Consider the following 21,292-nt stretch of genomic DNA (forward strand, 5'->3'; position numbering starts at 1 on the left):
ACCTATCCCTTGACTGCGCCGGAGGTCAGGCCGGAGACGATGCGGCGCTGGAAGAAGAGCACGAACAGGATGATCGGTACGGTGATCACCACCGCGGCGGCGCAGATCGCCCCGGTCGGGTCCTCGAACTGCGACTCGCCGGTGAAGAACTGCAACGCCACCGGGACCGTGCGGGACCGCTCGGTCGAGGTGAGCGTGATCGCGAACAGGAAGTCGTTCCAGCAGAAGATGAAGACCAGGATGGCCGTGGTGAACACGCCGGGCGCGGCCAGCGGGGCGATCACCCGCCGGAACGCCTGGCCCTGGGTGGCGCCGTCCATCTTCGCCGCCTTCTCCAGGTCCCACGGGATCTGCTTGAAGAACGCCGACAGCGTGTAGATCGCCAGCGGCAGCGCGAACGTGATGTACGGCAGGATCAGGCCCGGCCAGGTGTCGAAGAGGCCGAGCTGCCGCTCGATCTCGAACAGCGGCGACACCAGCGACACCTGGGGGAACATCGCGATCAGCAGGGAGACCCCGACCAGCAGCTTCTTGCCCGGGAAGTCCAGCCGGGAGATCGCGTACGCGGCCATCGTGCCGAGCACCACCGCGATCGCGGTGGCGATCAGCGCGATGCCGATCGAGTTGATCAGGGCCCGGACGAACTGGTCGGTGTCGAAGATCGTCCGGTAGTTGTCGAGCGTCCACTCCCGCGGCCAGAACTTGCCGTCGGTGAGCGTGCCCGGGGTCTTGAACGACAGCGAGGCGATCCAGAGCACCGGGACGAGCGCGAAGACGACGACCACGACGTCCAACACACCCCAGCGCAGCTTCGCCCGTGTGGTGGTTTCCACGGCCATGTCAGCGCCTCTCCCCATCGTCGCTGCCGGGGGCAGCGGTGCCGAACAGCTTCACGAAGACGAAGGCGATGATCGCCACGGTGATGAAGATGAGCACCGACATCGTGGAGCCGATGCCGAGGTTCAAGCCCCGGATCAGGTTGTTGTAGGCGAGCATCGACACCGACGAGGTCTCGTTGCCGCCGTTGGTGAGCACGAAGATGTTGTCGAAGACCCGGAACGCGTCGAGCGTGCGGAACAGCAGCGCGACCAGGATCGCCGGCTTCATCACCGGCAGCATCACCTTGGTGAACCGCTGCCACGCCGTCGCGCCGTCGGTGGAGGCCGCCTTGAGCAGGTCCTCCGGCACCAGCGCCAGCCCGGCCATCAGCAGCAACGCCATGAACGGGGTGGTCTTCCAGATCTCCGCCAGCATGATGATCGCCAGCGAGCTGGCCCGTTCGGTGAGCGGCGCGCTGCCGTCGAACAGGTTCGCCAGGTAGCCGGTGCCGGGCGTCCAGGCGTACCGCCAGGAGAACGCCGCGACCACGGTGACGATGCCGTAGGGGATCAGCGCCGCGGTGCGGACGATGCCCCGGCCGACGAGCGTCCGGTGCATGATCAGCGCCAGGCCCATGCCGAGCACCAGCTCGACCGCGACGGTGACCACCGTGATCAGCACGGTCACCCCGAACGCGGTCCACCAGAACTGGTTGCTCAGCACGGTGACGTAGTTGTCCAGCCCGACGAACTGCCGTTCGTCGGGAAAGCGCAGGTCGAACCGTTGCAGCGAGAGCCAGATCGAATACAGGATCGGGTACGCGGTGACGAGCACCATGACCAGCGCGGCGGGCGCGCACAGCAGCCAGCCGAGGCGACGCTCGGCGCGCTTGTTGTCGCTCAGCGGCGCGCCGGAGCCGCGGCGGGCCCGCTGGGCGGGGACCGTGGCGTGCCGGCCGGTCGGCTGCTCCGCCTCGGCGGCGGACTCCGCGCCGGCCGGAGTGGCGTTCACGCTCATGGCAGGACACCCTTCGACTCCAGCGCGTCGGCGATCGCCTTGCGCAGCTCGTCCGCGGTCTTCTCGGGGTCGATGCCCGACGGCGGCGACAGGATCGCCGACATCACGGTGGAGATGCTCTGGTAGGCCGGGGTCAGCGGACGCACCGCCGGCTCCTTCAGCTCCTCCAGGATGGTTTCCTTCATCGGGTACGCCTCGGCCATCTCCGGGTCGTCGTAGACCGACTCGATGGTCGGCGGCACGCCGTCGTTGACCGCGGAGAACTTCTGGTGCTCGGCGTCACGCAGGCACCGGGCCACCTCGAACGCCTCGGTCGGGTGCTTCGAGTAGGTGCTCACCGCCAGGTTGATCCCGCCGATGGTGACCTTGCTCGGCGTGTTCGCGTCGATGCCCGGCACCCGCGCCCACTTCACGTCCTTGGCCAGCTCCGGGCTGGCCTCCTGCATGGCCGGGTAGACGAACGGCCAGTTCACCTGGAACGCGCCGCCGCCGGACTGGAACTCCAGCCGCACCGGGTCCTCGGTCGCGTTGCTGAACGACGGCGACGTTACGCCCGACGTGGCGAACGTCTTGAGCTGTTCCAGCGCGCGCACGGTGCCGGCGTCCATCACCGCCTTCTTGCCGTCGTCGCTGAGGATCCTGCCGCCGGCGCTCTCGGCGAGCGTGTTGTAGAGCACCACCAGGCCCTCGTACTGGGCGCCCATGGTGAGCACCCGGTAGGGCTTGTCCTGTTCCTTCAGCCGCTGGGCCGCCGAGATCATCTCGTCCCAGGTCTTCGGCGGCTCGGACACCAGGTCGGCGCGATACCACAGCAGCTGCACGTTCGTGTTCTTCGGCGCGGCGTAGAGCTTGTCCTCGTACCGGGCGGTGTCCAGCGGCCCGGCGAGCGTGCCCTGCTCCGCCTCGGCCTTGTCCTGGCCGGTCCACTCCCGGATCCAGTCGGCGCTGGCGAACTCCTGGGTCCACGTCACGTCCAGGCCGAGCACGTCCATGCCGCTGTCCTGGGCCGCCAGCCGCCGGACCATCTGCACGCGCTGCTCGTCGGCCTGACGCGGCAGCACCCGGTAGCTGATCCGGTAGCGCCCCTGCGCCTGCGTGTTGCAGTCGTCAACCACCTTCTGCAGGTTCTGTTCCGGCGGGTAGTACAGGTTGATCGTCGGCGGGCCACCGTCGCCGCCGGACCCGCAGGCGGCCAGCGGCGCCACGAGCGCGAGCGCCACGGCTGCCGCCGCCGCGCGTACCGCCGGCCGGCGCGCGGCCGTGTCGGGGACTGTCGTCATCACCCTCCCCCTCTCTTCGGCGAGAGCCGGGGAGGTCACCCGTGCCCCGGCGCACGGCGAGACGACGAGGCACCGGCCCGTGCGCCCGACGCCTCGGGCGTTTCGTGCGGCTGAACGTGCCCGACCTGCCACGACGCGAAACATCACGGTCACGTGACGGTCACGCCGCGCTGCGCGCCGCCGCGACCGCGCCTAGGTTGGGGGGATGGACGCCACCTTCTTCTTCGACCCCGTCTGCCCCTGGACCTGGCGCACCTCCCGCTGGCTGGTCGCGGTCGCGCAGGCGCGCGGGCTGCGCGTGCAGTGGCGGGCATTCAGCCTGGCGATCCTCAACGACGGTCAGGTCCCCCCGGAGTTCGCCGCGCCGATGGCCGCCTCCCACCGGGTGCTGCGGCTGGTGGAGGCGTTACGCGCGCAGGACCGGCACGACGACGCGGGCCGCCTCTACACCGAGGTCGGGGCGCGCAGCCACGACGCGGGCAACCCGCTCGGCGACAAGATCGTCGCGGCGGCGGTGGAGGCGGCCGGGCTGGCGGACGCGGCGCCGGCGCTCGACGACGAACGCTGGGACGCCGCGGTGCACGAGTCGCACGCCCTGGCATACGGCTCGGCCGGACCGGACATCGGCTCGCCGGTGCTGATGGTGCCGGACGCCTCCCGGGGCATCCACGGCCCGATCATCACCGACGTCCCGGGCACCGAGGACGCGCTGACGATCTGGGACTCGATGCTGCCGCTGATGCGCCTGGACACGTTCCACGAACTCAAGCGCGCCCGCCGCTGACGCGTTTTACGCGTTGTACGCTGATGTCGGGACGGAGCGGGAGTACGGGTGGACCGACGCCGGAAAGGCCAGCGCGGCCCGGCACGACGTGTCCGAGCAGGAAGCGATCGATGCGCTCTACTCTCCGCAGCGGATCGAGAACTACATCGGCACCCTCCTGCTCGCCGTGGCCGGCCTGGCGGACACCGCCCGCGTGATCATGGTGCTCTGTGAGCGGATCGGGAAGGTCAGCAGCTACGCGATCCTGGCCGTGCGCCCCGCCACGCCTGATGAGGTCAAGCAGTGGATGGAGGGGACACGATGAGCGCAAACCAAGATCCGCGGACGATGAGCCGTGAGGAGTTGGTGGCCTACTTCGACCGGGGTGGCGACATCTCGGAACTGCTGCGGGACGTAACCGTGGGCCCCGATCTCGGCCCGGCCCCAGCCTCGGAGAGCGTACCGATGATCGTCACCGGCGTTCGCCTTCCCTCGACGATCGTCCGGCGGCTCGACGAACTTGCCGGCAACGACAAGGGTGGGCGTTCCGGCCTGATCCGCAGGGCGATCGACGAGTACCTGGCCCGGCACGCCGGAGAGGCGGCATGAGCGTCGTCCCATCAGGTGAACGGTGAGACTACCCAGCGTCAACGGACTGGACTAGCGTTTCCCTCACTCCGTGGCCAGCGCGTCGCCGACGATGTCGACCCGCCGCCGGCTGTCCCCCACAGCCCGCCCGATCGGTTGGTTCTCCCCGGAACCTCCGCGTGCGCGCGTACCGGTTGGGCAGGATTCTCCCCAGGAGGAGGTGCCGTCGTGCAGGACACCCGCGTTCTCACCCTGACGTTCGAGGTGAGCGGCCTGCCCCCGGTCAAGACCGAGGCCCTGTCCATCTTCGCCGCCGGACACCGACAGGCGACGAGGGTCCGCACCCTGCTCCAGGCCGCCTGCACGGCGGCCCAGCGCACCGGGTGGACCCCACTCGCCGGGCCGATCGAGGTGGACCTGACCCTGCGGTGCCCGCCCGGGCACCGCACCTCCGACGCCAGCACCCTGCTCGGCGGCGTCTGCGCGGTGCTCCAGGACAAGAAGCGGGTGGCGAACATCGGCCTCGCCCACCTCGGGGTGCTCGTCGACGTCGCCCTCTGGTCCGACGACCGGCAGATCCGCCGGCTGTCGTACGCGGAGGAGCCGGCGGAGGAGTTCTCGTACCTGGTCCGGGTGGCGGCCGTACCGACGATGGTTTGACCGACGCCCGCGGTCGGGTACCGCGGACGCCGACGAAGGGAGCGCCGATGTCGGAGCCACATGTCACGCTCGATCCGAGCGGGCTCGATCCGGTGCAGCAGAAGCTGCGCGGCCCGTTGGAGGATCAGCTGACCTCGGCCCTGCAGGCGGCAACCGAACGGGTCCGCGCCAGCTACGCGGGCGAGCCCGTGGAGGACGTCTGCCGTCGGCTGCTCGACGAGACCCGCTCCGGCCTGCACCCGGACATCGCCGCCGGGTTCACGCCGGACATGGACGAGTTCTGCCGGGTGGCGGTGGCGATCGTCCGCGGCGAGGTCAACTGAGTTCGCCCACGCCGGGCGGCGGTCAGCCCCGTCGGACGTCGACGGAGATGACGTGGGCGCCGTCCGGGCGGGTGGACTCAGCCAACCGCACCGGGACCGGCCCGCTCTCCGGCACCCGCAGGCCGAGCCCGAAGCTCAGGTGCCCCTCGAAGTCGCCGGCCGCGGCCCAGCCGAGCAGGGTCGGATAGTCGATGACCGCCGGCGGCACGCGGGCGGTCCCGCCGCCACGCGCGTCGTGCGCCTGAGCCGGGGAGAACCGCACCGACAGGAACGCCGTGCCGGGCAGTTCGACGGGCGCGCCCCGCCCTTCGGTCACCACCTGAGCCACGTATCCGACCCGGTAGGACGGGGTGGGCCCGCGGAAGGCGAAGGTGATCCGGCTGAACCCCTCCGCCGGGTGGTCCCCGGTCTCCACCGCCACCAGGACGGGCAGCGGCTGCCCCGGGGTGACCGGCGCCCGCACCGGGTGCGTCACCCGGGCCGGGCGGTCGGGCACCGCCCAGCCCCAGGTCGTCCGCCAGGACGCGGTGGGCCCGGCGGCGCCGGTCGGCACCGGCGGGGCGGTGGCGGAGGGCGGCGCGACAGTCGTCGTGGCCGGCGCGGCGAGCGCCGAGGTCGGGGGCGACGCGCCGTCGTGGCCGGTCGTCGTGCAGGCCGCCGCGAGCAGCACGACCAGGCCGGCGAGCAGCGGTACGCGCGGAAGTGCCATGACTCAGTGTCGCTCCGTGACGGCCGGCGCACCAGAGGGTCACGCCCGGCGCTGACCGGACGGGTCAGGACCGGGTCCGCAACTCCCCGGCCCTGACCCCGGCCGTCCGACGTGGTATCGGCCTGCGCCGTGGGTGCCGCGGCGGGCGGGGCACGCCGCCCACGCCGGGCCGCACGGCGAGCCGGTCTGCCCGCACTCAGCTCCACGGTGCTGTCACCACCGGACTCCGGTGCGCCCCCGACTCACCCCGACGAGGCGCGGACGCCGGCCCAGGTTAAGCAGGTCCGCGCAGGTCGGACAAGCGCCCGCAGGCAACGCGCGACTGTGATTGATGTCTATGCCGAAATGCGGCATGTCGACGTAACGGGGTCAACAGATCGGGCGCTGTTCGTGGTCGGGACGGTGGTCTCTCTCGGCGTCAAGGGGAGGCGCGGACCGCGCCGCGGCGGCGCCGGCGATGAGCGCCAACGCGCCGAGGTGCAGCACGCGTACGCCGGCCGGCGCGGGGACGGTGGCCGACGGCAGCCCCGGCAGCAGCAGCGCCCCGAGGCCGGTGACCGCCAGCGTCACCCGCCAGAACACGGGCGGGTTCGCCGCCGGGGCGGGTGGGCGGGGCCCGGCGAAGACCGCGCCGCGCCGGGCCGCCTCCAACGCCAGGGCGAGCACCAGCAGCCCGCTGCCGAGACTGGCGAACACGTCCGTGAACTGCCACCAGTACAGCCCGGTCTGGGCGTGGAAGTCGGCGATGCCGAGCAGTCGCGGCAGGCGTTCGCTGTGGCTGATCCGGTCCCAACCGACGTGGCTGAACGCGCCGATCAGCGCCGAGCAGACGGTGACCTGCCACGGGTGCCGCACCCCGGCCAGCGCGGCGTACTGCGGCCAGCCGAACAACCGCGACGCGGGCAGGTGCACGGCGATCCCGGCGACCACCCGGCGGACGACCCAGGCGTACGCCAGCGCGACCGGCAGGCACCACCAGAGCAACCCGCCGATCGTGTGCGTGCGCATCCCGAGTTCGAGGCGGGTGCCGTTGAACAGGTAGCCGACGTCCGGCGCCACCGCACCGGTGGCCAGTGCCACGCCGTCGAACCAGTGCGGTCGCCACCGCTTCAGCGGCAGCACCGGCGCCAGATGCGAGGGAAAGGTGAGCGGCACATTCCGGACGTTACCGGCCGACTCAGAAGTGCCGGAGCAGGTCCGGAAACGCGGCGAGCCGAATCACGCCGCCGTCGGACGGATCCAACTCCTCGTGCTCCAGCACCCAGGTGTTCTCGTTGGGGATGAAGACCGCGTTCATCCCGGCGGCCCGGGCGGGCAGGATGTCCGAACGCGGCGAGTTGCCGATCATCCACGCGTCAGCCGGGTCGAACGCGTGCTCGCGGGCCAGCCAGCGGTAGGTGTCCGCGTCCTTCTCGGGCACGATGTGCGCCGCGTGGAAGTGGTGCAGCAGCCCGCAGGCATCGAGCTTGCGCTGCTGCTCCTCGCGCTCGCCCTTGGTGAGCAACAGCAGGTCGTGGCGGGTGCCGAGGTCGTCGAGCGTCTCCGCGACCCCCGGCATCAGCTCGACCTGGTGCCCGACCAACGCGGCGGCGAGTCGCTCGATGTCGGCGCGTTCGGCCTCCGTGGCGGGACGCTCGCGCAGCTTCTCCAGGCACTCGCCCAGGCTGCGCAGGAAGATCTTGCTGCCGTAGCCGTGCGCCACGGCGTTGGCCCGCTCGACGTCGTCGAGGACGGCCCGGATCTGCGCCCGGTCCAGCGTCGGATGGTCGAGCCAGGTGAGAAAGTCCTCGATCACCCGCTCGAAGAGGACGTTGTTCTCCCAGAGCGTGTCGTCGGCGTCGAAGACCAGCACGGATCGCATCGAACTCCTCCCCGGAACCCCGCCCACCCTACGTGTAAGGCGGGGGCCCTGCTTAACGCTTTTGGTAGAGGAACGGCACCCGCTTACCACGGGGTGTTAAGCGGGGGCCCCGCCTAACCGCCGGGCCGGGCCGGGCCGCACCGGGCCGGAACGGGCCGCGCCGGGCCGCGCCGCGCCGGGCCGCGCCGGGCCGGGCCGGGCCGGGCCGCACCGCACCAGACCGCACGGACCGCACGGACCGGCCGGTCGGCGGGCGGAAAGGGGCGGCTACCCGACTGCGGAATTCCTACTCGATCGGCATGCTTTGAGCATGACTCCCGCACCCGCCCCACCATCTGCGAAGCGGGCCCGGCACCGGAGGCACGCGGCCATCGCCGTGGCCGCCGCGCTCGCCACCACCGCCGGCGCGTTCACCGCGTCCCCGGCCCTCGCCGTCAACGCCACGCACACCACAGTGGTCAGTACGAAACCCGCGGCCTGGACCCCGCACGCCCTCGACGGCACGGTCTACCGGATCCTCCAGATCGGTAACCGGGTCTATGTCGGCGGCTCGTTCACCAAGGTGCGCAACGCGAACAGCACCGCGCAGCTCGCGATGCCCCGGCTGGTGGCGTTCGACGCCACCACCGGCCGGATCGACACCACGTTCAAACCCGCGGTCAACGGCACGGTGAAGGCGCTCGCCGCCGCCGCGGACGGCCGCTCGATCTACCTCGGCGGCGCGTTCACCACGGTCAACGGCGTCGCCGCGCCCCGGGTGGCCCGGATCGACGCGGCCACCGGCGCCCGCGTCGCCGGGTTCGCCCCCGCCGCGCTCAACAACCAGGTCAACGACATGCGCCTGGTCGGTACGCGGTTGCTCGTGGGCGGGGCGTTCCAGACCGTCGGCGGGGTGACCCGCCGCGCCCTGGCCGCCCTGGACGCGACCACCGGCGCCGCCGACCCGTCGGTGAACCTGCGTCTGGAGGGCCCCCGGGTCACCGCCACCGGGGTCACCGCCCCGGTCAAGATCGAGGCGCTGGACGTCTCGGCCGACGGCACGCGGCTGGTCTTCGTGGGCAATTTCAGCTCGGTCGCCGGGCAGGCCCGGCACCAGCTCGCGGTGGCGAACCTGAGCACCACGGGCGCCACGCTGTCCGGCTGGTCGACGACCCGCTACCAGCCGCAGTGCGCCCGGACCATGCCCACCTACATGCGTGGGGTGGACATCTCCGCGGACGGCGCCTGGTTCGTGGTCGTCAGCACCGGCGCGGCGTTCCCGGGGACGCTGTGCGACACGGCGTCCCGCTTCGAGTTCGGTACGGAGACCGCCGGCAAGCAGCCGACCTGGGCGAACTACACCGGCGGCGACACCCTGCTCTCGGTGGCGATCACCGGGGCGGCGGTGTACGTGGGCGGCCACCAGCGCTGGCTGGACAACCCGCAGGGTCGGGACTCGGCCGGCCCGGGCGCGGTGTCCCGACCCGGCATCGGCGCGATCCACCCGACGACCGGCAAGGCGCTGGCCTGGAATCCGACCAAGGACCGCGGGGTCGGCACCGGGGAGCTGTACGCCACCGACCGGGGCCTGTGGGTCGGCAGCGACACCGTGACGGTGGCCGGCGAATATCACGCCCGGCTGGCGTTCCTGCCGCTGTCCTGACCTGACCGGCACGGGGCACGGCGGCCACCGCCGTGCCCCACCCCCCGACCAGCAACGCCGGACCCAACAACGCCGAACCCGGCGGCGCCGGGCTCAGCGGCGGCGGGTGAGGATCAGATCGGCGACCAGGGCCGTCCACCCGGTCTGGTGCCAGGCGCCCAGCCCGGCCCCGTTGTCGCCGTGGAAATACTCCGGGAAGCAGATCAGGTCCCGCCAGTCCGGGTGGGTCTGGAACAGTTGCGCGGCGCCGTAGATGGGTCGCCGCCCCCACCCGTCGCGGGTGAACAGCGAGATCAGCCGGGCGGAGAGGTCGTCGGCGATCTCGTCCAGGGTGCGCTTGACCCCGGACCGGGTCGGATACTCGACCTGGAGGTCGTCGCCGAAGAACGCGGCGTGGTCGCGCAACGCGCTGATCAGCAGGAAGTTCGTCGGCATCCAGATCGGACCGCGCCAGTTGGAGTTGCCGCCGAACAGGCCGCTCGTTGACTCGGCCGGCTCGTAGCCGACGCTGAACTCCTGCCCGCCGAACGTGACCGTGAACGGCTTGTCCAGGTGGGCGCGGGACAGTGTCCGCAGGCCGTACTCGGAGAGGAACTCGTCGGGGTCGAGCATCCGGGCCAGCAGCCGCACCACCTGCTCCGGGCCGACCATGGACAGCAGCCGCTGCTGTCGGCCGTCGGGGCCGAGCCGCCGGGCGCCGATCACGTCGGCGTACTCGGGGCGGTTGGTGAGGAACCAGCGCAGCCGGGCCCCCAGCTCCGGCAGGCGGCGCAGCGTCCGCGCGGTGAGCCGGGTGACCGCCGCCAGCGGCAGCAGCCCGACCACCGAGCGGACCTTCAACGGCACCTTCGTGCCGTCGGCCAGCCGCAGCACGTCGTAGAAGAAGGCGTCGTCGGCGTCCCACAACCCCTGGGAGTACGCCGCCGCGGCGATGTACGCGAAGTGCTCGAAGAACTTCGTCGCGGTGTCCACGTACGCGTGGTCGTGCTCGGCCAGCACGACGGCCATGTCGAGCATGTTCAGCGCGTACATGGCCATCCAGCCGGTGCCGTCGGACTGTTCGAGCGTCCCGGCCACCGGCAGGGCGGCGGAACGGTCGAACGGGCCGACGTTGTCCAGCCCGAGGAAACCGCCCTCGAAGACGTTGTTGCCGCCGGTGTCCTTGCGGTTGACCCACCAGGTGAAGTTGAGCATCAGCTTGTGCATCACCCGGGCGAGGAACTCGTGGTCCCGGCCGCCGTCGATCTCGAAGACCTTCAACGCGGCCCAGGCGTGCACCGGCGGGTTCACGTCCCCGAACGCCCACTCGTACGCCGGGATCTGCCCGTTCGGGTGCAGGTACCACTCGCGGAGCAGGAGCAGCAGTTGCTCCTTGGCGAACCCCGGATCGACCCGGGCGATGGTCACGCAGTGGAAGGCCAGGTCCCAGGCGGCGTACCAGGGATATTCCCACGGGTCCGGCATGGAGAACACGTCGAAGCTGGTCATGTGCCACCAGGCGCTGTTGCGCCCGTGCCGGCGTCCGGCCGGCGGCGGCGCCGAGCCGGGATCGCCCTCCAGCCAGCGTTTGACGTCGAAGTGGTAGAACTGCTTGCCCCACATCAGCCCGGCGATCGCCTGCCGGGCGACCATCGCCTCGTCGGCGGTGGCCGCGGCCGGGATGACGCTGTCGAAGAACCGGTTCGCCTCGGCGCGGCGGGCCCAGAGCACGGTGTCGAACCCGTCCCCGAGGTCGGCGGGCGGGGGCGCGACGGCGGCCGGCGGCGGCGCGGTGCGGGCCAGCCGCAGCCGGATCTGCCGCCGCCCGCCGGCCGGCACGTCGAGCACGTAGTGCAGCGCGCCCTTGGTGCCGACGCGGTCCGGGTTGACGGTGGCGGCGCCGGCCACCACGTGGTCGTTGATCCCGTCCTTCGGGTACGCGGACCGGCCGGGCAGCCCCCACAGCCGCTCCGCGTTGGTCTCGTTGTCGCACAGCAGCGGCGTCGGGTCGCCGTCGCCCTCCAGCAGCAGTTGACCGAGCACCCAGTGGTCACCGACCAGCCGGGAGCCCGCGCCGTGGATCGTCGGGACCCGGTCGGTGCCGGGCAGCCCCCAGGCCCAGGTGTTGCGGAACCACAGGGTGGGCAGCACGTGCAGGGTGGCGTCCCGGTCACCCTGGTTCGCGACGGTGACGAGCACGCACATGTCGGTCGGGGACGCCTTGGCGTAGTCGACGGTCACCGCCCAGTAGCGGTCGTCGTCGAAGATGCCGGTGTCCACCAGCTCGTACTCGGTGTCGTCCCGGCCGCGCAGCGCGTTGACCGCGACGAGTTCGTCGTACGGGAAGGCGGCCTGCGGGTAGTGGTAACGCCAGCGCATCCACGAGTGCGTGGGGGTGCTGTCGAGATACCACCAGTAGTCCTTGGCGTCCTCGCCGTGGTTGCCGCCGTCGCCGCCGAGGCCGAACATGCGTTCCTTGAGGATCGGGTCGCGCCCGTTCCACAGCGCCAGCGCGAAGCAGAACGTCTGCCGGTCGTCGCAGACGCCCGCCATGCCGTCGTCGTTCCACCGGTAGGCTCGGGACCGCGCGTGATCGTGGGGGAAGTAGTCCCACGCCGTGCCGTGTTCGCTGTAGTCCTCCCGTACCGTCCCCCACGCCCGCTCGGACAGATAGGGGCCCCATGCGCGCCAGTCCTGCTCCCCGGCATCGGCCTGGGCGAGCCGGTGCCGCTCGGGGTCGGAGGCCACGGAGGTCGGGCGGTCGGTGATCACCGGAACATCTTCGACGCCGCCGGGGTACTTCTCCACAGCGGCCATTGTCGTCGTGGCATGTCACACCTCGCTGCCGGTGGAGGAAAGTTGATCGACATCCGTTTCGGTCCGCGGTTCTGCGCGGACCTGTCCACCTCCGCCGAGCGGGAATGGCTGGTCACGGACGGGCGCGGCGGTTACGCCACGGGCACCGTGGCCGGGCTGCGCACCCGCCGCTACCACGGGTTGCTCGTGGTGTCGGGCGAAACGCCGGCGTCCCGCAAGGTGGGACTCGTGAGTCTCGACCCGGCGGTGACCCTGCCGTCGGGGACGCGGGTCCGGCTCGGCGCGCACGAGTGGTCCTCCGGTGTGGTCGACCCGCGCGGCTTCGAGCTGTTGGAGCGCTTCGACCTGACCGACGGGGTGCCGCGCTGGCGGTGGCGGATCGGCGACGTGGTGATCGAGCGGGAGATCGCCATGGCGTACGGCCGGTCCTGCGTCGCCGTGGTCCACCGGCTGGTCTCCGGCGGCCCGGTCCGGCTCGACCTGGCCGCGGCCTGCACCTGGCGGGACGCGCACGGCGAGCGGCGGGCCGACGGTCCCGCGCCGCGGCTGGAGCCGGTGGCCGGCGGCGCGGTCGTCGACGGCGCGTTCCGGCTCGCCGGGCCGGGCTGGGCCCCGGAGGGCCAGTGGTGGCTCGGGGTCCGCCACCGCGCGGAGGCCGACCGCGGCCTGAACCCGGACGAGGACCTCTGGTACGCGGGCCGCTTCTCCGGCGCGCTCGACGAGCCGGGCGCGACGGTGACGGTGCTGGCTTGGGCGGACGACCTGGGCGAGGAGCCGCCACCGGCGACCGCGGTGGTCGAGGCGGCCCGGCGGCGCAACCGGGCGGTGGTGGCCGCCGCCAAGCCGGACGACGCGGTCGAGGCGACGCTCGCGCTGGCCGCCGACGCGTTCGTGGTCCGCACCGCCACCGGCCCGGACGTGGTGGCCGGCTACCCCTGGTTCGGCGCCTGGTCCCGGGACACCATGATCTCCTACGAGGGGCTGTTCCTCTGCACCAACCGGGCCGACGAGGGCCGGGAGCTGCTGCGGGCGTACGCGGGCACGCTGTCCGAGGGCATGTTGGCGAACACCGCCGACACCGGCCGGGTCGAGCACAACACGGTCGACGCCACGCTGTGGTTCCTGCACGCGGTGTCCCGGCACGTCACGGTCACCGGCGACACCGACCTCGGCGACGAGCTGCTGCCGGCGCTGCACGGCGTGGTGGAGGCGCACGTGACCGGCACCCGGTACGGCATCGGCGTCGACCCGGCCGACGGGCTGCTCACCCAGGGCAGGCCGCCGGACGTGGCGCTGACCTGGATGGACGCCCGGGTGTACGGGGTGCCGGTGACCCCGCGCACCGGCAAGCCGGTCGAGGTGAACGCGTTGTGGATCAACGGGTTGGCCGGGCTCGCCGAGCTGACCGAGCTGGCCGGCCGGGACGCCACCGGCCTGTGGGACCTGCACGGCCGGGCCACGACCGCGTTCCGCGACCGGTTCCCGGCGCCGGCCGGCGGGCTGCACGACGTGGTGGACGCCCCGGCGCCCGCGTACCCGCTCGGCGGCGCCCCGCACCACGACGACGACCTGCTGCGCCCCAACCAACTGCTCGCCTGGTCGCTGCCGTACGCCCCGCTGGAGCCGGACGAGGGCACGCTGCGCCGGCTCACCGAGGCGTTGTTCACCCCGCTGGGCCCGCGCAGTCTCGCCCCCGGGTCGCCCGGTTTCACCGGCCGGCACCGGGGCGGCCCGGCCGAGCGGGACTCCGCCTACCACCAGGGCACGGTGTGGCCGTGGCTGACCGGGCCGCTGCTCGACGCGTACCGCCGGGCCGGCCTGCCCACCGACGATCTGCTGGTGGGGTTGGTGGGCCACCTCGTCGAGGACGGTCTCGGCTCGGTGAGCGAGACCGCCGACGGGCTCGCCCCGCACGCCGCCACCGGCTGCCCGTTCCAGGCCTGGTCGGTGGCCGAGCTGCTGCGCGCGCGGCGGGTCCGCCGGTAACGCGTTACAGACCGGCAACCGGCGTGTCGCCGCCGGTTATCGACACCTGGGCAGGATGGGTGCCGCCCCCCGGTGGTGACGTCGGGCGGGACGACGACAACTCAAAGGGGGCCGCGTGTCAGCTGACGCCGAAGTGATCGACATCCTGCCCGCCCGGCGCCTGCGGGTGCTGCTGCTCTCCTGGGAGTACCCACCCGTGCTCGTCGGTGGCCTCGGCCGCCACGTGCACGCGCTCTCCGTCGCCCTGGCCGCCGCCGGGCACGAGGTCACCGTCGTCACCCGGCACGCCGAGGGCACCCCCATGGAGGAGTACGCCGACGGCGTCCGCGTGGTGCGGGCGGCCGAGGATCCGGTCCGGTTCCCGCTCGCCACCGACTCGCTGCTGGCCTGGACCATGGCGTTCAACCACACGCTCACCCGCACCGCCCTGCGCGCGGCCGGCGCCGGCGCGTACGACGTGATCCACGCCCACGACTGGCTCGTCGCGCACACCGCGGTGACCCTGGCCGAGCACCTGGACGTGCCGCTGGTGACCACCATCCACGCCACCGAGGCGGGCCGGCACCAGGGTTGGCTGCCCGGGGAGATGAACCGCACCATCCACGGCGTCGAGCACTGGCTGAGCAACGCCTCGGCCCGGGTGATCGCCTGCTCCGGCTACATGCGCGAGCAGGTGGTCCGGCTGTTCGACGTGCCGGCCGGGCGCGTCGACGTGGTCGCCAACGGCGTCGACGACCGGGCCTGGCGGGCCCGTCCGCACGCGGTCGCCTCCGCCCGCGCCCGCTTCGCCGGGGACGGGCCGCTGATCGGGTACGCCGGCCGGCTGGTCTACGAGAAGGGTGTGCAGCATCTGGTGCACGCGGTGCCGCACCTGGCCGACCGGCACCCCGGCCTGCGGGTGGTGATCGCCGGGGACGGCCCGTACCGGGATGAGCTGGTGGACCAGGCACACCGGCTGCGGCTGCACGACACCGTCCGGTTCGCCGGCTTCATGGACGCCACCCAGCTCCCCGCGGTGCTCGCCGCCACCGACGCCACCGTGATCCCCAGCCTCTACGAGCCGTTCGGCATGATCGCCCTGGAGGCGGCTGCCGCCGGGGCGCCGCTCGCGGTGGCGCGCACCGGCGGGTTGGCCGAGATCGTCGAGTCCGGCGTGACCGGGGTGACCTTTCCGCACGGCGACCCGGACGCGCTCGCCGGCGCCGTCGACCGGTTGCTCGGTGACGAGGTCTTCGCCCGCCGGGTGGCGCGCAAGGCGCGCGCCATGGTGACCCGGCGGTACGCGTGGTCCGCCATCGCGGCCCGGACCGCCGTCAGCTACGCCGCCGCCCGCCGGGAGCACCACTCGTTCCAGGCCCGGCGGGCCGCCGCCATGCTGGTCGGGGGTCGGCCGGCCGTCACCATCCCGGAGGGAAATCTGCTGGCCGGCGCGGCGAGCTGAGGTCTGCCGCCCCGAGAGGATAGGTACCGTCCGATCCGTTGGCTATTGTGGACCACGACCAGCGGTGAGGAGTGCGGTGCGTAAGGTTGTGATCGCCGGACGGTACCGCCTGATCGAGCTGGTCGGCCGCGGCGGGATGGGCCAGGTCTGGCTCGCCCGGGACGAGGAGCTCGAACGCGAGGTCGCGGTCAAGCAGGTGCTGCCGCCCAACTGGCTCGCCGAGAACGAGCGGGACGAGCTGCGCGCCCGCACGCTGCGCGAGGCGCGGACGGCCGCGCGGCTCAACCACCCGAACGTGGTACGGGTCTACGACGTGGTCCGGGTCCAGGGCGACCCATGGCTGATCATGGAGTACGTTCCGTCCCGCTCGCTCCAGGAGATCATCGAGGCGGACGGTCCGCTGCCGCCCCGGCGGGCCGCCGAGATCGGGCGGGCGGTGCACGCCGCGCTGCGTGCCGCCCACCTGGCCGGGGTGCTGCACCGGGACGTGAAACCCGCGAACGTGCTGCTGGCCCGGGACGGGCGGGTGCTGCTCACCGACTTCGGGCTGGCCGTGTTCGAGGGCGGTGACGGTGCGATGACCCGTCCCGGCCTGGTCCTCGGCTCCCCGCAGTACGTCGCGCCGGAACGCGCCGCCGAGGGGGTGTCGAGCGTCGAGGCGGACCTGTGGTCGCTCGGCGCCACGTTGCACGCCGCCGTGGAGGGCCGCTCGCCGTACGCCCGAAGCACCGCGATGGCCACGCTCGCCGCGCTGGCCAGCCAGCCACCGGACCCGGCGCCGCACGCCGGCCCGCTGATGCCGGTGCTGGTCGGGCTGCTGCGCCGTGACCCGCGCAACCGGCTCGGCCACGACGACATCGCCCGTCTGCTCGCCTCCGCCGCCACACCGGCCGCCGACGTACCGGCCGCCGACGCGCCGGACCGGCCGGCGTCCGACACCGCCGGGGCCGGCCGGCCCGGCCGGAACGCGCCACCCAGGCACGCGGCCGGATCCAGTGTCGTGTCGATGAGCGGCGACGACCCGCCGGTCCCGCGGCCCACACCGACCGTCCCGCCGCTGAGCGGCTCCCACATCGCCGTCCCGCCGGTCCCCCGGTCCGCGTCCACCGTCGCACCGCCGAGCGGCCACAGCATCGCCGTCCCACCGGTCCCCCGCCCCGGCCCCGGCGACCCGCCCGCGACCAGGCTCGGACCCGGCGACCCGCCCGGAGGCGGACCCGACGCCCCGCCCAGGTCCGCGACCGGACGCGCCGTGGTGTCGGGCGGCGGCTCCGGTGGGAGGGCCGGGCACCCGACCCCGGGAGACCCGGCCCGGCCCGGCCAGGCCGACCGACCCGGCTTTGCCGACCGACCCGGCCAGGCCGACCGACCCGGCTTTGCCGACCGACCCGGCCCCGCCGATCGAGGCGGCTTGACCGACCGTCCCAACCGTGCCGGCCGGCCCGGCCGGGCCGGCCGGCACGGTTGGGACGACTGGGACGGTACGCGCGGCTGGGACGGCACCGACCGCACGGACGGCTGGGACGGCGGGGACGACACGGGCGGGGGGAATGGCGGCGACGCCACGGGCGGCACGGCCGGCCCGGGCGCGGCGGACCGGCCGATCGTCGGTTACCCGGACATGATGCCGCCGGCCGCCGCCGCCCGGGCGTGGAGTCGGGCGGCCCGGCGCAGCGAGTGGGCGCGACCGGCCGAGGACGACCCGACCCCGCCGGCCGACCCGGCGGAGGAGCACCACCCCGACGAGCCGGACCAGTCGGAGCACGCCCCGGTCCGGGGCGGCCCCGACCGTCCGGTCGGCGTGTTCGGCCCGACGGTCCTGACCAGCTTCGTCGACCCGGGCAGCCCGACCGGTCCCGAGGGTCCGGCGCCCCGGGCCGACGCCGTCAGCCCGGTGCACCTCCCCGGGTCCGGCGGCGCCCCCGCCGCGAGCCCGCCGCCGGTCACCGCAAACTCTCCGGTCGACTCCGGTTCGTTGCGCGGCGCGACGGGCAGCGGCGCGCTTCACGACGACCCCGCGCGAGGCGGCGCGGCGCACGGCGTACCCCATCGGAGCGGAACCGCCCACGGCGGCGCGGCGCACGGCCTGCGCCCTCCGCACGGCGACGGCCGCGGGGAGGCCGCCCACGACGGCGCCACCGGCGACCCACCTGCCGACGCCACCGACGACGAGCGGAGGCGGGCGGCGCTGCGGCGCTGGGGCCTCGCCTCGACCGTCGCGTTGCTGGCCCTGGCCGCCGGCGTCGGCACCGCCCTCGCCGTCGACAGCGACCCTCCCAGGACCGGCGACGGACACGGCACGGCCATCGGCCAGCCCTGGGATCGTCCGCCCGGCCCACCCCCCGGCGTGCCACCACCGCCGTTCCCCTGCATCCGGCCGGACGTGGCCGGCACGCCGGTGCAGAAGGGTCCGCCACCTGCCGATCCGGCGGTGACCGTGCCCGCCGACTGGATCTGGCCCGCCGACACGGGCGGGTTCCACATCGCCCTGCCCGCCGGCTGGCTCCAGCTCCGCTCCGGCGACACCACCTGCTTCCAGGACCCGGCCACCCGGCGCATCCTGGGCGTCGAGCCGTATCCGGGCGGGGATCCGGTCGGCCGGCTGAAGTCCGCCGAGCGGGACCTTCGCTACGCCGGCCGGCTGCCCGCATACGACAAGGTGCGGCTCGCCGCCGCCGGCGGCGGTGCCGAGTGGGAGTGTCGCTGGACGGCCCCGAACGGCGAACGGATGCACGCCTTGCGGGTGCTGCCGGGCGAGGAATCCGGGTGGACGTTGGGCTGGACCACCTCGGACGCCGACTGGGCCGCCGCCGACGGGCAGTTCGCTCTGATCCGGGACAGCATCCGTCCGATCCGGCCCACCCGCACGGCGGGTTGACACCGCCGGCGTCTCATCGCCGACAGACGCACCGCCGCGCCCGCCTGGGCCGACATACTTCCTGATGCCCACCGTCGCGCCGACTGACTACAGTGGCGTAGTTTGTCGATCAAGATCTTTGGGGAGGGCGAGCCGAGATGATGGGACCGTCCCATGCGCTGTCCGGCGCGGCCGTGTGGCTGACCGGCTCCTGGGCGCTGGACCAGTTCGCCGACTACCACCAGACGCCGCTGGCGCTGGCCGTCGGCACCGCGGTCTGCGCGGGCGGGGCACTCTTCCCCGACCTCGACCTCTCCGGCAAGGTCACCCGCAACCAGGGTGGCGCCACCGTGGCCCGGACCTTCGGCGTGGTCAGCCTCTTCGTCGCCGAGGTGGTGGAGAAGATCTCGCTCGGCGTCTACTACGCCACCAAGCTCAGCAAGGACCCGCGCCGCAACAACGGACACCGCACGCTCACCCACACCGTCCCGTTCACCGCGCTGGTCGGGTGGGGCACCACGGCGCTCTGCGCCCACTACGGCAAGTGGGCCGTGGTCAGCATCCTGTTCTTCATGATCGGCCTGGCGCTGCGCGGGCTCTTCGACGAGTGGGCCGAACGGGCCGGCTGGGTGGTCATCACGCTGGTGTCCGCCGCCGCGGCCTGGTTCACGTTCGCCAACCTGCCCGGCGACCGCGGCTATCCGATGATCGGTCTCGCCGTCGCTGTGGGCTGCTTCGTGCACATCCTCGGTGACATGATCACCCGGGCCGGCGTGCCCATCCTCTGGCCGATCCCGATCAAACGGCGGATGTGGACGATGATCGGGCTACCCAACAGCATCGCGCTGCGAACCGGCAGCAAGGCGGAGACGGTCGTCCTGCGCACCGCGATGACCGTGGTGGCCGTGCTCGCCGCGCTGGGCCTGGTCGCGCCCGCGGTGCTGCAACGTTTCGACATCCAGGTGTGAGTCGCGGCCGGGACGCGTCCGGACGCGGTCGGCATGCTTCCCGGAGTCGACCCGGAAGGTGCTCAGCAGGCGCCTACAAACTTGATGGTGTGAATGACTCACACCGCGGGCCGACCTGAACCGTCTACACCGCACGAGCGACGCTCGATCGACCGGCTCTCGATCGACTCCACTTCCCCGAAGTGGCGGCATCCTGGCCCATCCGACCCCACCACTTCGGCGAGGTAAAGTCGATCAAGCACACATTCTCGCATCCCTGGATCAGCTTCCCACCTTCCGGGACATCCTGGATCTTGGTACGGAAGCGCCCCTCCAGGGGCTGTTCCGTACCAAGATTCACATGACACCGACCGGGCGGGGCCGCTACCGGGGAGTCAGAATGCAGAACTCGGTGCCGTCGGGGTCGGCCAGCACCACGTCGTCGGCGGTGTGCCGGCCCGCGCCGACCCGGGTCGCGCCGAGCGAGAGCAGCCGGTCGACCTCCGCCTCCCGGTCCGCGCCGACAGGCGGCGCGAGATCCAGGTGTACGCGGTCCCGGCCGTGCCTCGGCATCAACGGCGGGCCGCTCCAGGTGACCTTCGCCCCGCCGCGCCGGGACTGGATCGCGGTCTCCTCATCCTGGTCCCAGACCAGCGGCCAGCCCAGCGCCGCGCTCCAGAAATGACCGGCCGCCCGCGTGCCGTCGCAGTTCACCGCGCCGACAGGACCGCAGCCGGCGAGGAAGTTGTTGTCGGCCTCGCAGACGCAGAACTCGTTGCCCTCCAGATCGGCGACCACCACGTGCCCCTCGTCGCCCTTCTGACCGACGTCGGCGTGCCGACCGCCCACCTCGATCGCCCGGGACACCGTCGCCCGCTGGCCCTCCGGGGACGCGCTGGTCAGGTCGAAGTGGATGCGGTTCTGCCCGACCTTCGGCGCGTCGGTCGGCCGGAACCGGATGCGGAAGCCGGGGTCACCGTCGGGCCGGAGCGCGACCCCCTCGTGCGGGTCGTCGACCACCTCCCGGCCGAGCACCGCCGCCCAGAAGCGTGCGAGCCGCAGTGGCTCCGCCGCGTCGACACTTATCGCATAGAGTTTGATCGTCATCGCGGCGCTCATCTCCGATCTCCGATCCGCCGGCCCGGCCCGGTCTGACTGGTGGCCGAGCCTAGGGCGGAGGAGACCGGCCCGCAGCCGATTATCGCGGCGTCACTTCGCCGGTAGACCGGCCGCGTAGCGGACGCCACGGTCGACCCACCGGGCCAGGTCCGCGTCCCGCTCGCAGGCCGCGGGTTCCACCGTGACCCAGCCGCGCATCGCCCGCCCGCGCATCACCGTGCTCTCGGCGCCGGGCTCGGCCAGCGCCCGATCGGACTCCGCCGGGTCGACGCGGACCATCAAGCCCCCCGCGCCGCGGACGACCACGGCCATGTTGCCGCGCAGCATCATCGCCAGGCCGCCGAACATGCGCCGCTCGGCGATGCCGGGCTCGCGCCCGACCAGCTCCCGTACCCGGTTCGCCAGGTCCTCGTCATACGCCACGACGGCATCCTGGCACCCCGGTACGACAACCTCCGTGACAATCCGGTCACCGCGCCGACGC

General features: G+C 73.0%; 19 protein-coding genes. 10 read left to right on the forward strand and 9 right to left on the reverse strand.

The genetic code is table 11. The features are described from left to right. Positions 1–2: 2 nt before the first annotated feature. The 3 genes from O7613_RS15305 to O7613_RS15315 are packed head-to-tail and all read right to left on the reverse strand — an operon-like array spanning position 3 to position 3,116. Positions 3–839, reverse strand: coding sequence for a carbohydrate ABC transporter permease (locus tag O7613_RS15305; RefSeq protein ID WP_281587769.1), 837 nt, complete (start codon positions 837–839; stop codon positions 3–5). Between the two features lies 1 nt (position 840). Beyond that, complete coding sequence (locus tag O7613_RS15310) at positions 841–1,836, reverse strand: sugar ABC transporter permease (RefSeq protein ID WP_281587767.1); 996 nt, start codon at positions 1,834–1,836, stop codon at positions 841–843. Further along, the gene (locus tag O7613_RS15315) at positions 1,833–3,116 is read right to left on the reverse strand and encodes an ABC transporter substrate-binding protein (protein ID WP_281587765.1); all 1,284 of its coding nucleotides are present in this window, start codon (positions 3,114–3,116) and stop codon (positions 1,833–1,835) included. The genes O7613_RS15310 and O7613_RS15315 overlap by 4 nt, the downstream gene beginning before the upstream one ends. A gap of 205 nt (positions 3,117–3,321) precedes the next feature. Here O7613_RS15315 and O7613_RS15320 point away from each other — a divergent pair, with 205 nt between their 5' ends. The 5 genes from O7613_RS15320 (at position 3,322) to O7613_RS15340 (ending at position 5,450) form a co-directional block, all read left to right on the forward strand. Further along, positions 3,322–3,900: a DsbA family protein gene (locus O7613_RS15320; protein ID WP_281587764.1), complete on the forward strand. Its 579-nt coding sequence runs from the start codon at positions 3,322–3,324 to the stop codon at positions 3,898–3,900. A 13-nt stretch (positions 3,901–3,913) separates the two neighbouring features. Beyond that, positions 3,914–4,204, forward strand: a complete 291-nt coding sequence (locus tag O7613_RS15325; RefSeq protein WP_281587762.1) for a hypothetical protein — start codon at positions 3,914–3,916, stop codon at positions 4,202–4,204. Then, entirely contained in the window at positions 4,201–4,488 is a 288-nt protein-coding gene (locus O7613_RS15330; protein WP_282289122.1) for a ribbon-helix-helix protein, CopG family, read from the forward strand. Before O7613_RS15325 ends, O7613_RS15330 begins: the two co-directional genes overlap by 4 nt. 207 nt (positions 4,489–4,695) lie before the next feature. Next, positions 4,696–5,127 carry a hypothetical protein gene (locus O7613_RS15335; RefSeq protein ID WP_281587758.1) on the forward strand — a complete coding sequence of 144 codons (432 nt, stop codon included), beginning with the start codon at positions 4,696–4,698 and terminating at the stop codon, positions 5,125–5,127. 47 nt (positions 5,128–5,174) lie between these two features. Beyond that, positions 5,175–5,450, forward strand: coding sequence for a hypothetical protein (locus O7613_RS15340; protein ID WP_281587756.1), 276 nt, complete (start codon positions 5,175–5,177; stop codon positions 5,448–5,450). Between the two features lie 22 nt (positions 5,451–5,472). Here the strand turns inward: O7613_RS15340 and O7613_RS15345 are convergent, their stop codons facing one another. The 3 genes from O7613_RS15345 to O7613_RS15355 form a co-directional block, all read right to left on the reverse strand. Then, positions 5,473–6,159 (reverse strand): hypothetical protein, encoded by a 687-nt coding sequence (locus O7613_RS15345; RefSeq protein ID WP_282289123.1) that lies wholly within the window; start codon positions 6,157–6,159, stop codon positions 5,473–5,475. Positions 6,160–6,528: 369 nt separating this feature from the next. Continuing rightward, positions 6,529–7,314: a DUF4184 family protein gene (locus tag O7613_RS15350; RefSeq protein WP_281587752.1), complete on the reverse strand. Its 786-nt coding sequence runs from the start codon at positions 7,312–7,314 to the stop codon at positions 6,529–6,531. Positions 7,315–7,336: 22 nt separating this feature from the next. Then, positions 7,337–8,020 carry an HAD family hydrolase gene (locus O7613_RS15355; protein ID WP_281587750.1) on the reverse strand — a complete coding sequence of 228 codons (684 nt, stop codon included), beginning with the start codon at positions 8,018–8,020 and terminating at the stop codon, positions 7,337–7,339. Positions 8,021–8,330: 310 nt separating this feature from the next. Between O7613_RS15355 and O7613_RS15360 the strand changes: the two genes are divergently transcribed. After that, a complete protein-coding gene (locus O7613_RS15360) occupies positions 8,331–9,662 on the forward strand; it encodes a hypothetical protein (protein ID WP_282289124.1) in 1,332 nt (443 codons plus the stop codon). Positions 9,663–9,755: 93 nt separating this feature from the next. Here O7613_RS15360 and O7613_RS15365 read toward each other — a convergent pair whose 3' ends face one another. Further along, complete coding sequence (locus O7613_RS15365; RefSeq protein WP_282289125.1) at positions 9,756–12,458, reverse strand: glucosidase; 2,703 nt, start codon at positions 12,456–12,458, stop codon at positions 9,756–9,758. A gap of 42 nt (positions 12,459–12,500) precedes the next feature. Between O7613_RS15365 and O7613_RS15370 the strand changes: the two genes are divergently transcribed. From O7613_RS15370 to O7613_RS15385, 4 genes are all read left to right on the forward strand, one after another. Next, positions 12,501–14,444: an amylo-alpha-1,6-glucosidase gene (locus tag O7613_RS15370; protein WP_282289126.1), complete on the forward strand. Its 1,944-nt coding sequence runs from the start codon at positions 12,501–12,503 to the stop codon at positions 14,442–14,444. 115 nt (positions 14,445–14,559) lie between these two features. After that, positions 14,560–15,885, forward strand: a complete 1,326-nt coding sequence (locus O7613_RS15375) for a glycosyltransferase family 4 protein (RefSeq protein WP_282289127.1) — start codon at positions 14,560–14,562, stop codon at positions 15,883–15,885. Between the two features lie 76 nt (positions 15,886–15,961). Next, positions 15,962–18,763 carry a protein kinase gene (locus tag O7613_RS15380; protein WP_282289128.1) on the forward strand — a complete coding sequence of 934 codons (2,802 nt, stop codon included), beginning with the start codon at positions 15,962–15,964 and terminating at the stop codon, positions 18,761–18,763. Between the two features lie 137 nt (positions 18,764–18,900). After that, positions 18,901–19,710, forward strand: coding sequence for a metal-dependent hydrolase (locus O7613_RS15385; RefSeq protein WP_281587741.1), 810 nt, complete (start codon positions 18,901–18,903; stop codon positions 19,708–19,710). 363 nt (positions 19,711–20,073) lie between these two features. Here the strand turns inward: O7613_RS15385 and O7613_RS15390 are convergent, their stop codons facing one another. Next, a complete protein-coding gene (locus O7613_RS15390) occupies positions 20,074–20,796 on the reverse strand; it encodes a VOC family protein (RefSeq protein WP_282289129.1) in 723 nt (240 codons plus the stop codon). Between the two features lie 102 nt (positions 20,797–20,898). Continuing rightward, positions 20,899–21,231, reverse strand: coding sequence for a TfoX/Sxy family protein (locus O7613_RS15395; RefSeq protein WP_281587739.1), 333 nt, complete (start codon positions 21,229–21,231; stop codon positions 20,899–20,901). Positions 21,232–21,292 lie beyond the last annotated feature (61 nt).

The organism is Micromonospora sp. WMMD975, assembly GCF_029581215.1.
Taxonomy (GTDB): Bacteria; Actinomycetota; Actinomycetes; order Mycobacteriales; family Micromonosporaceae; genus Micromonospora.

Bases quoted from the DNA above. Each gene is read 5' to 3' on its own strand.
- O7613_RS15305 (WP_281587769.1), bottom strand. From the start codon at position 839: ATGGCCGTGGAAACCACCACACGGGCGAAGCTGCGCTGGGGTGTGTTG.
- O7613_RS15310 (WP_281587767.1), bottom strand. From the start codon at position 1,836: ATGAGCGTGAACGCCACTCCGGCCGGCGCGGAGTCCGCCGCCGAGGCG.
- O7613_RS15315 (WP_281587765.1), bottom strand. From the start codon at position 3,116: ATGACGACAGTCCCCGACACGGCCGCGCGCCGGCCGGCGGTACGCGCG.
- O7613_RS15320 (WP_281587764.1), top strand. From the start codon at position 3,322: ATGGACGCCACCTTCTTCTTCGACCCCGTCTGCCCCTGGACCTGGCGC.
- O7613_RS15330 (WP_282289122.1), top strand. From the start codon at position 4,201: ATGAGCGCAAACCAAGATCCGCGGACGATGAGCCGTGAGGAGTTGGTG.
- O7613_RS15340 (WP_281587756.1), top strand. From the start codon at position 5,175: ATGTCGGAGCCACATGTCACGCTCGATCCGAGCGGGCTCGATCCGGTG.
- O7613_RS15345 (WP_282289123.1), bottom strand. From the start codon at position 6,159: ATGGCACTTCCGCGCGTACCGCTGCTCGCCGGCCTGGTCGTGCTGCTC.
- O7613_RS15355 (WP_281587750.1), bottom strand. From the start codon at position 8,020: ATGCGATCCGTGCTGGTCTTCGACGCCGACGACACGCTCTGGGAGAAC.
- O7613_RS15360 (WP_282289124.1), top strand. From the start codon at position 8,331: ATGACTCCCGCACCCGCCCCACCATCTGCGAAGCGGGCCCGGCACCGG.
- O7613_RS15365 (WP_282289125.1), bottom strand. From the start codon at position 12,458: ATGGCCGCTGTGGAGAAGTACCCCGGCGGCGTCGAAGATGTTCCGGTG.
- O7613_RS15385 (WP_281587741.1), top strand. From the start codon at position 18,901: ATGATGGGACCGTCCCATGCGCTGTCCGGCGCGGCCGTGTGGCTGACC.
- O7613_RS15390 (WP_282289129.1), bottom strand. From the start codon at position 20,796: ATGACGATCAAACTCTATGCGATAAGTGTCGACGCGGCGGAGCCACTG.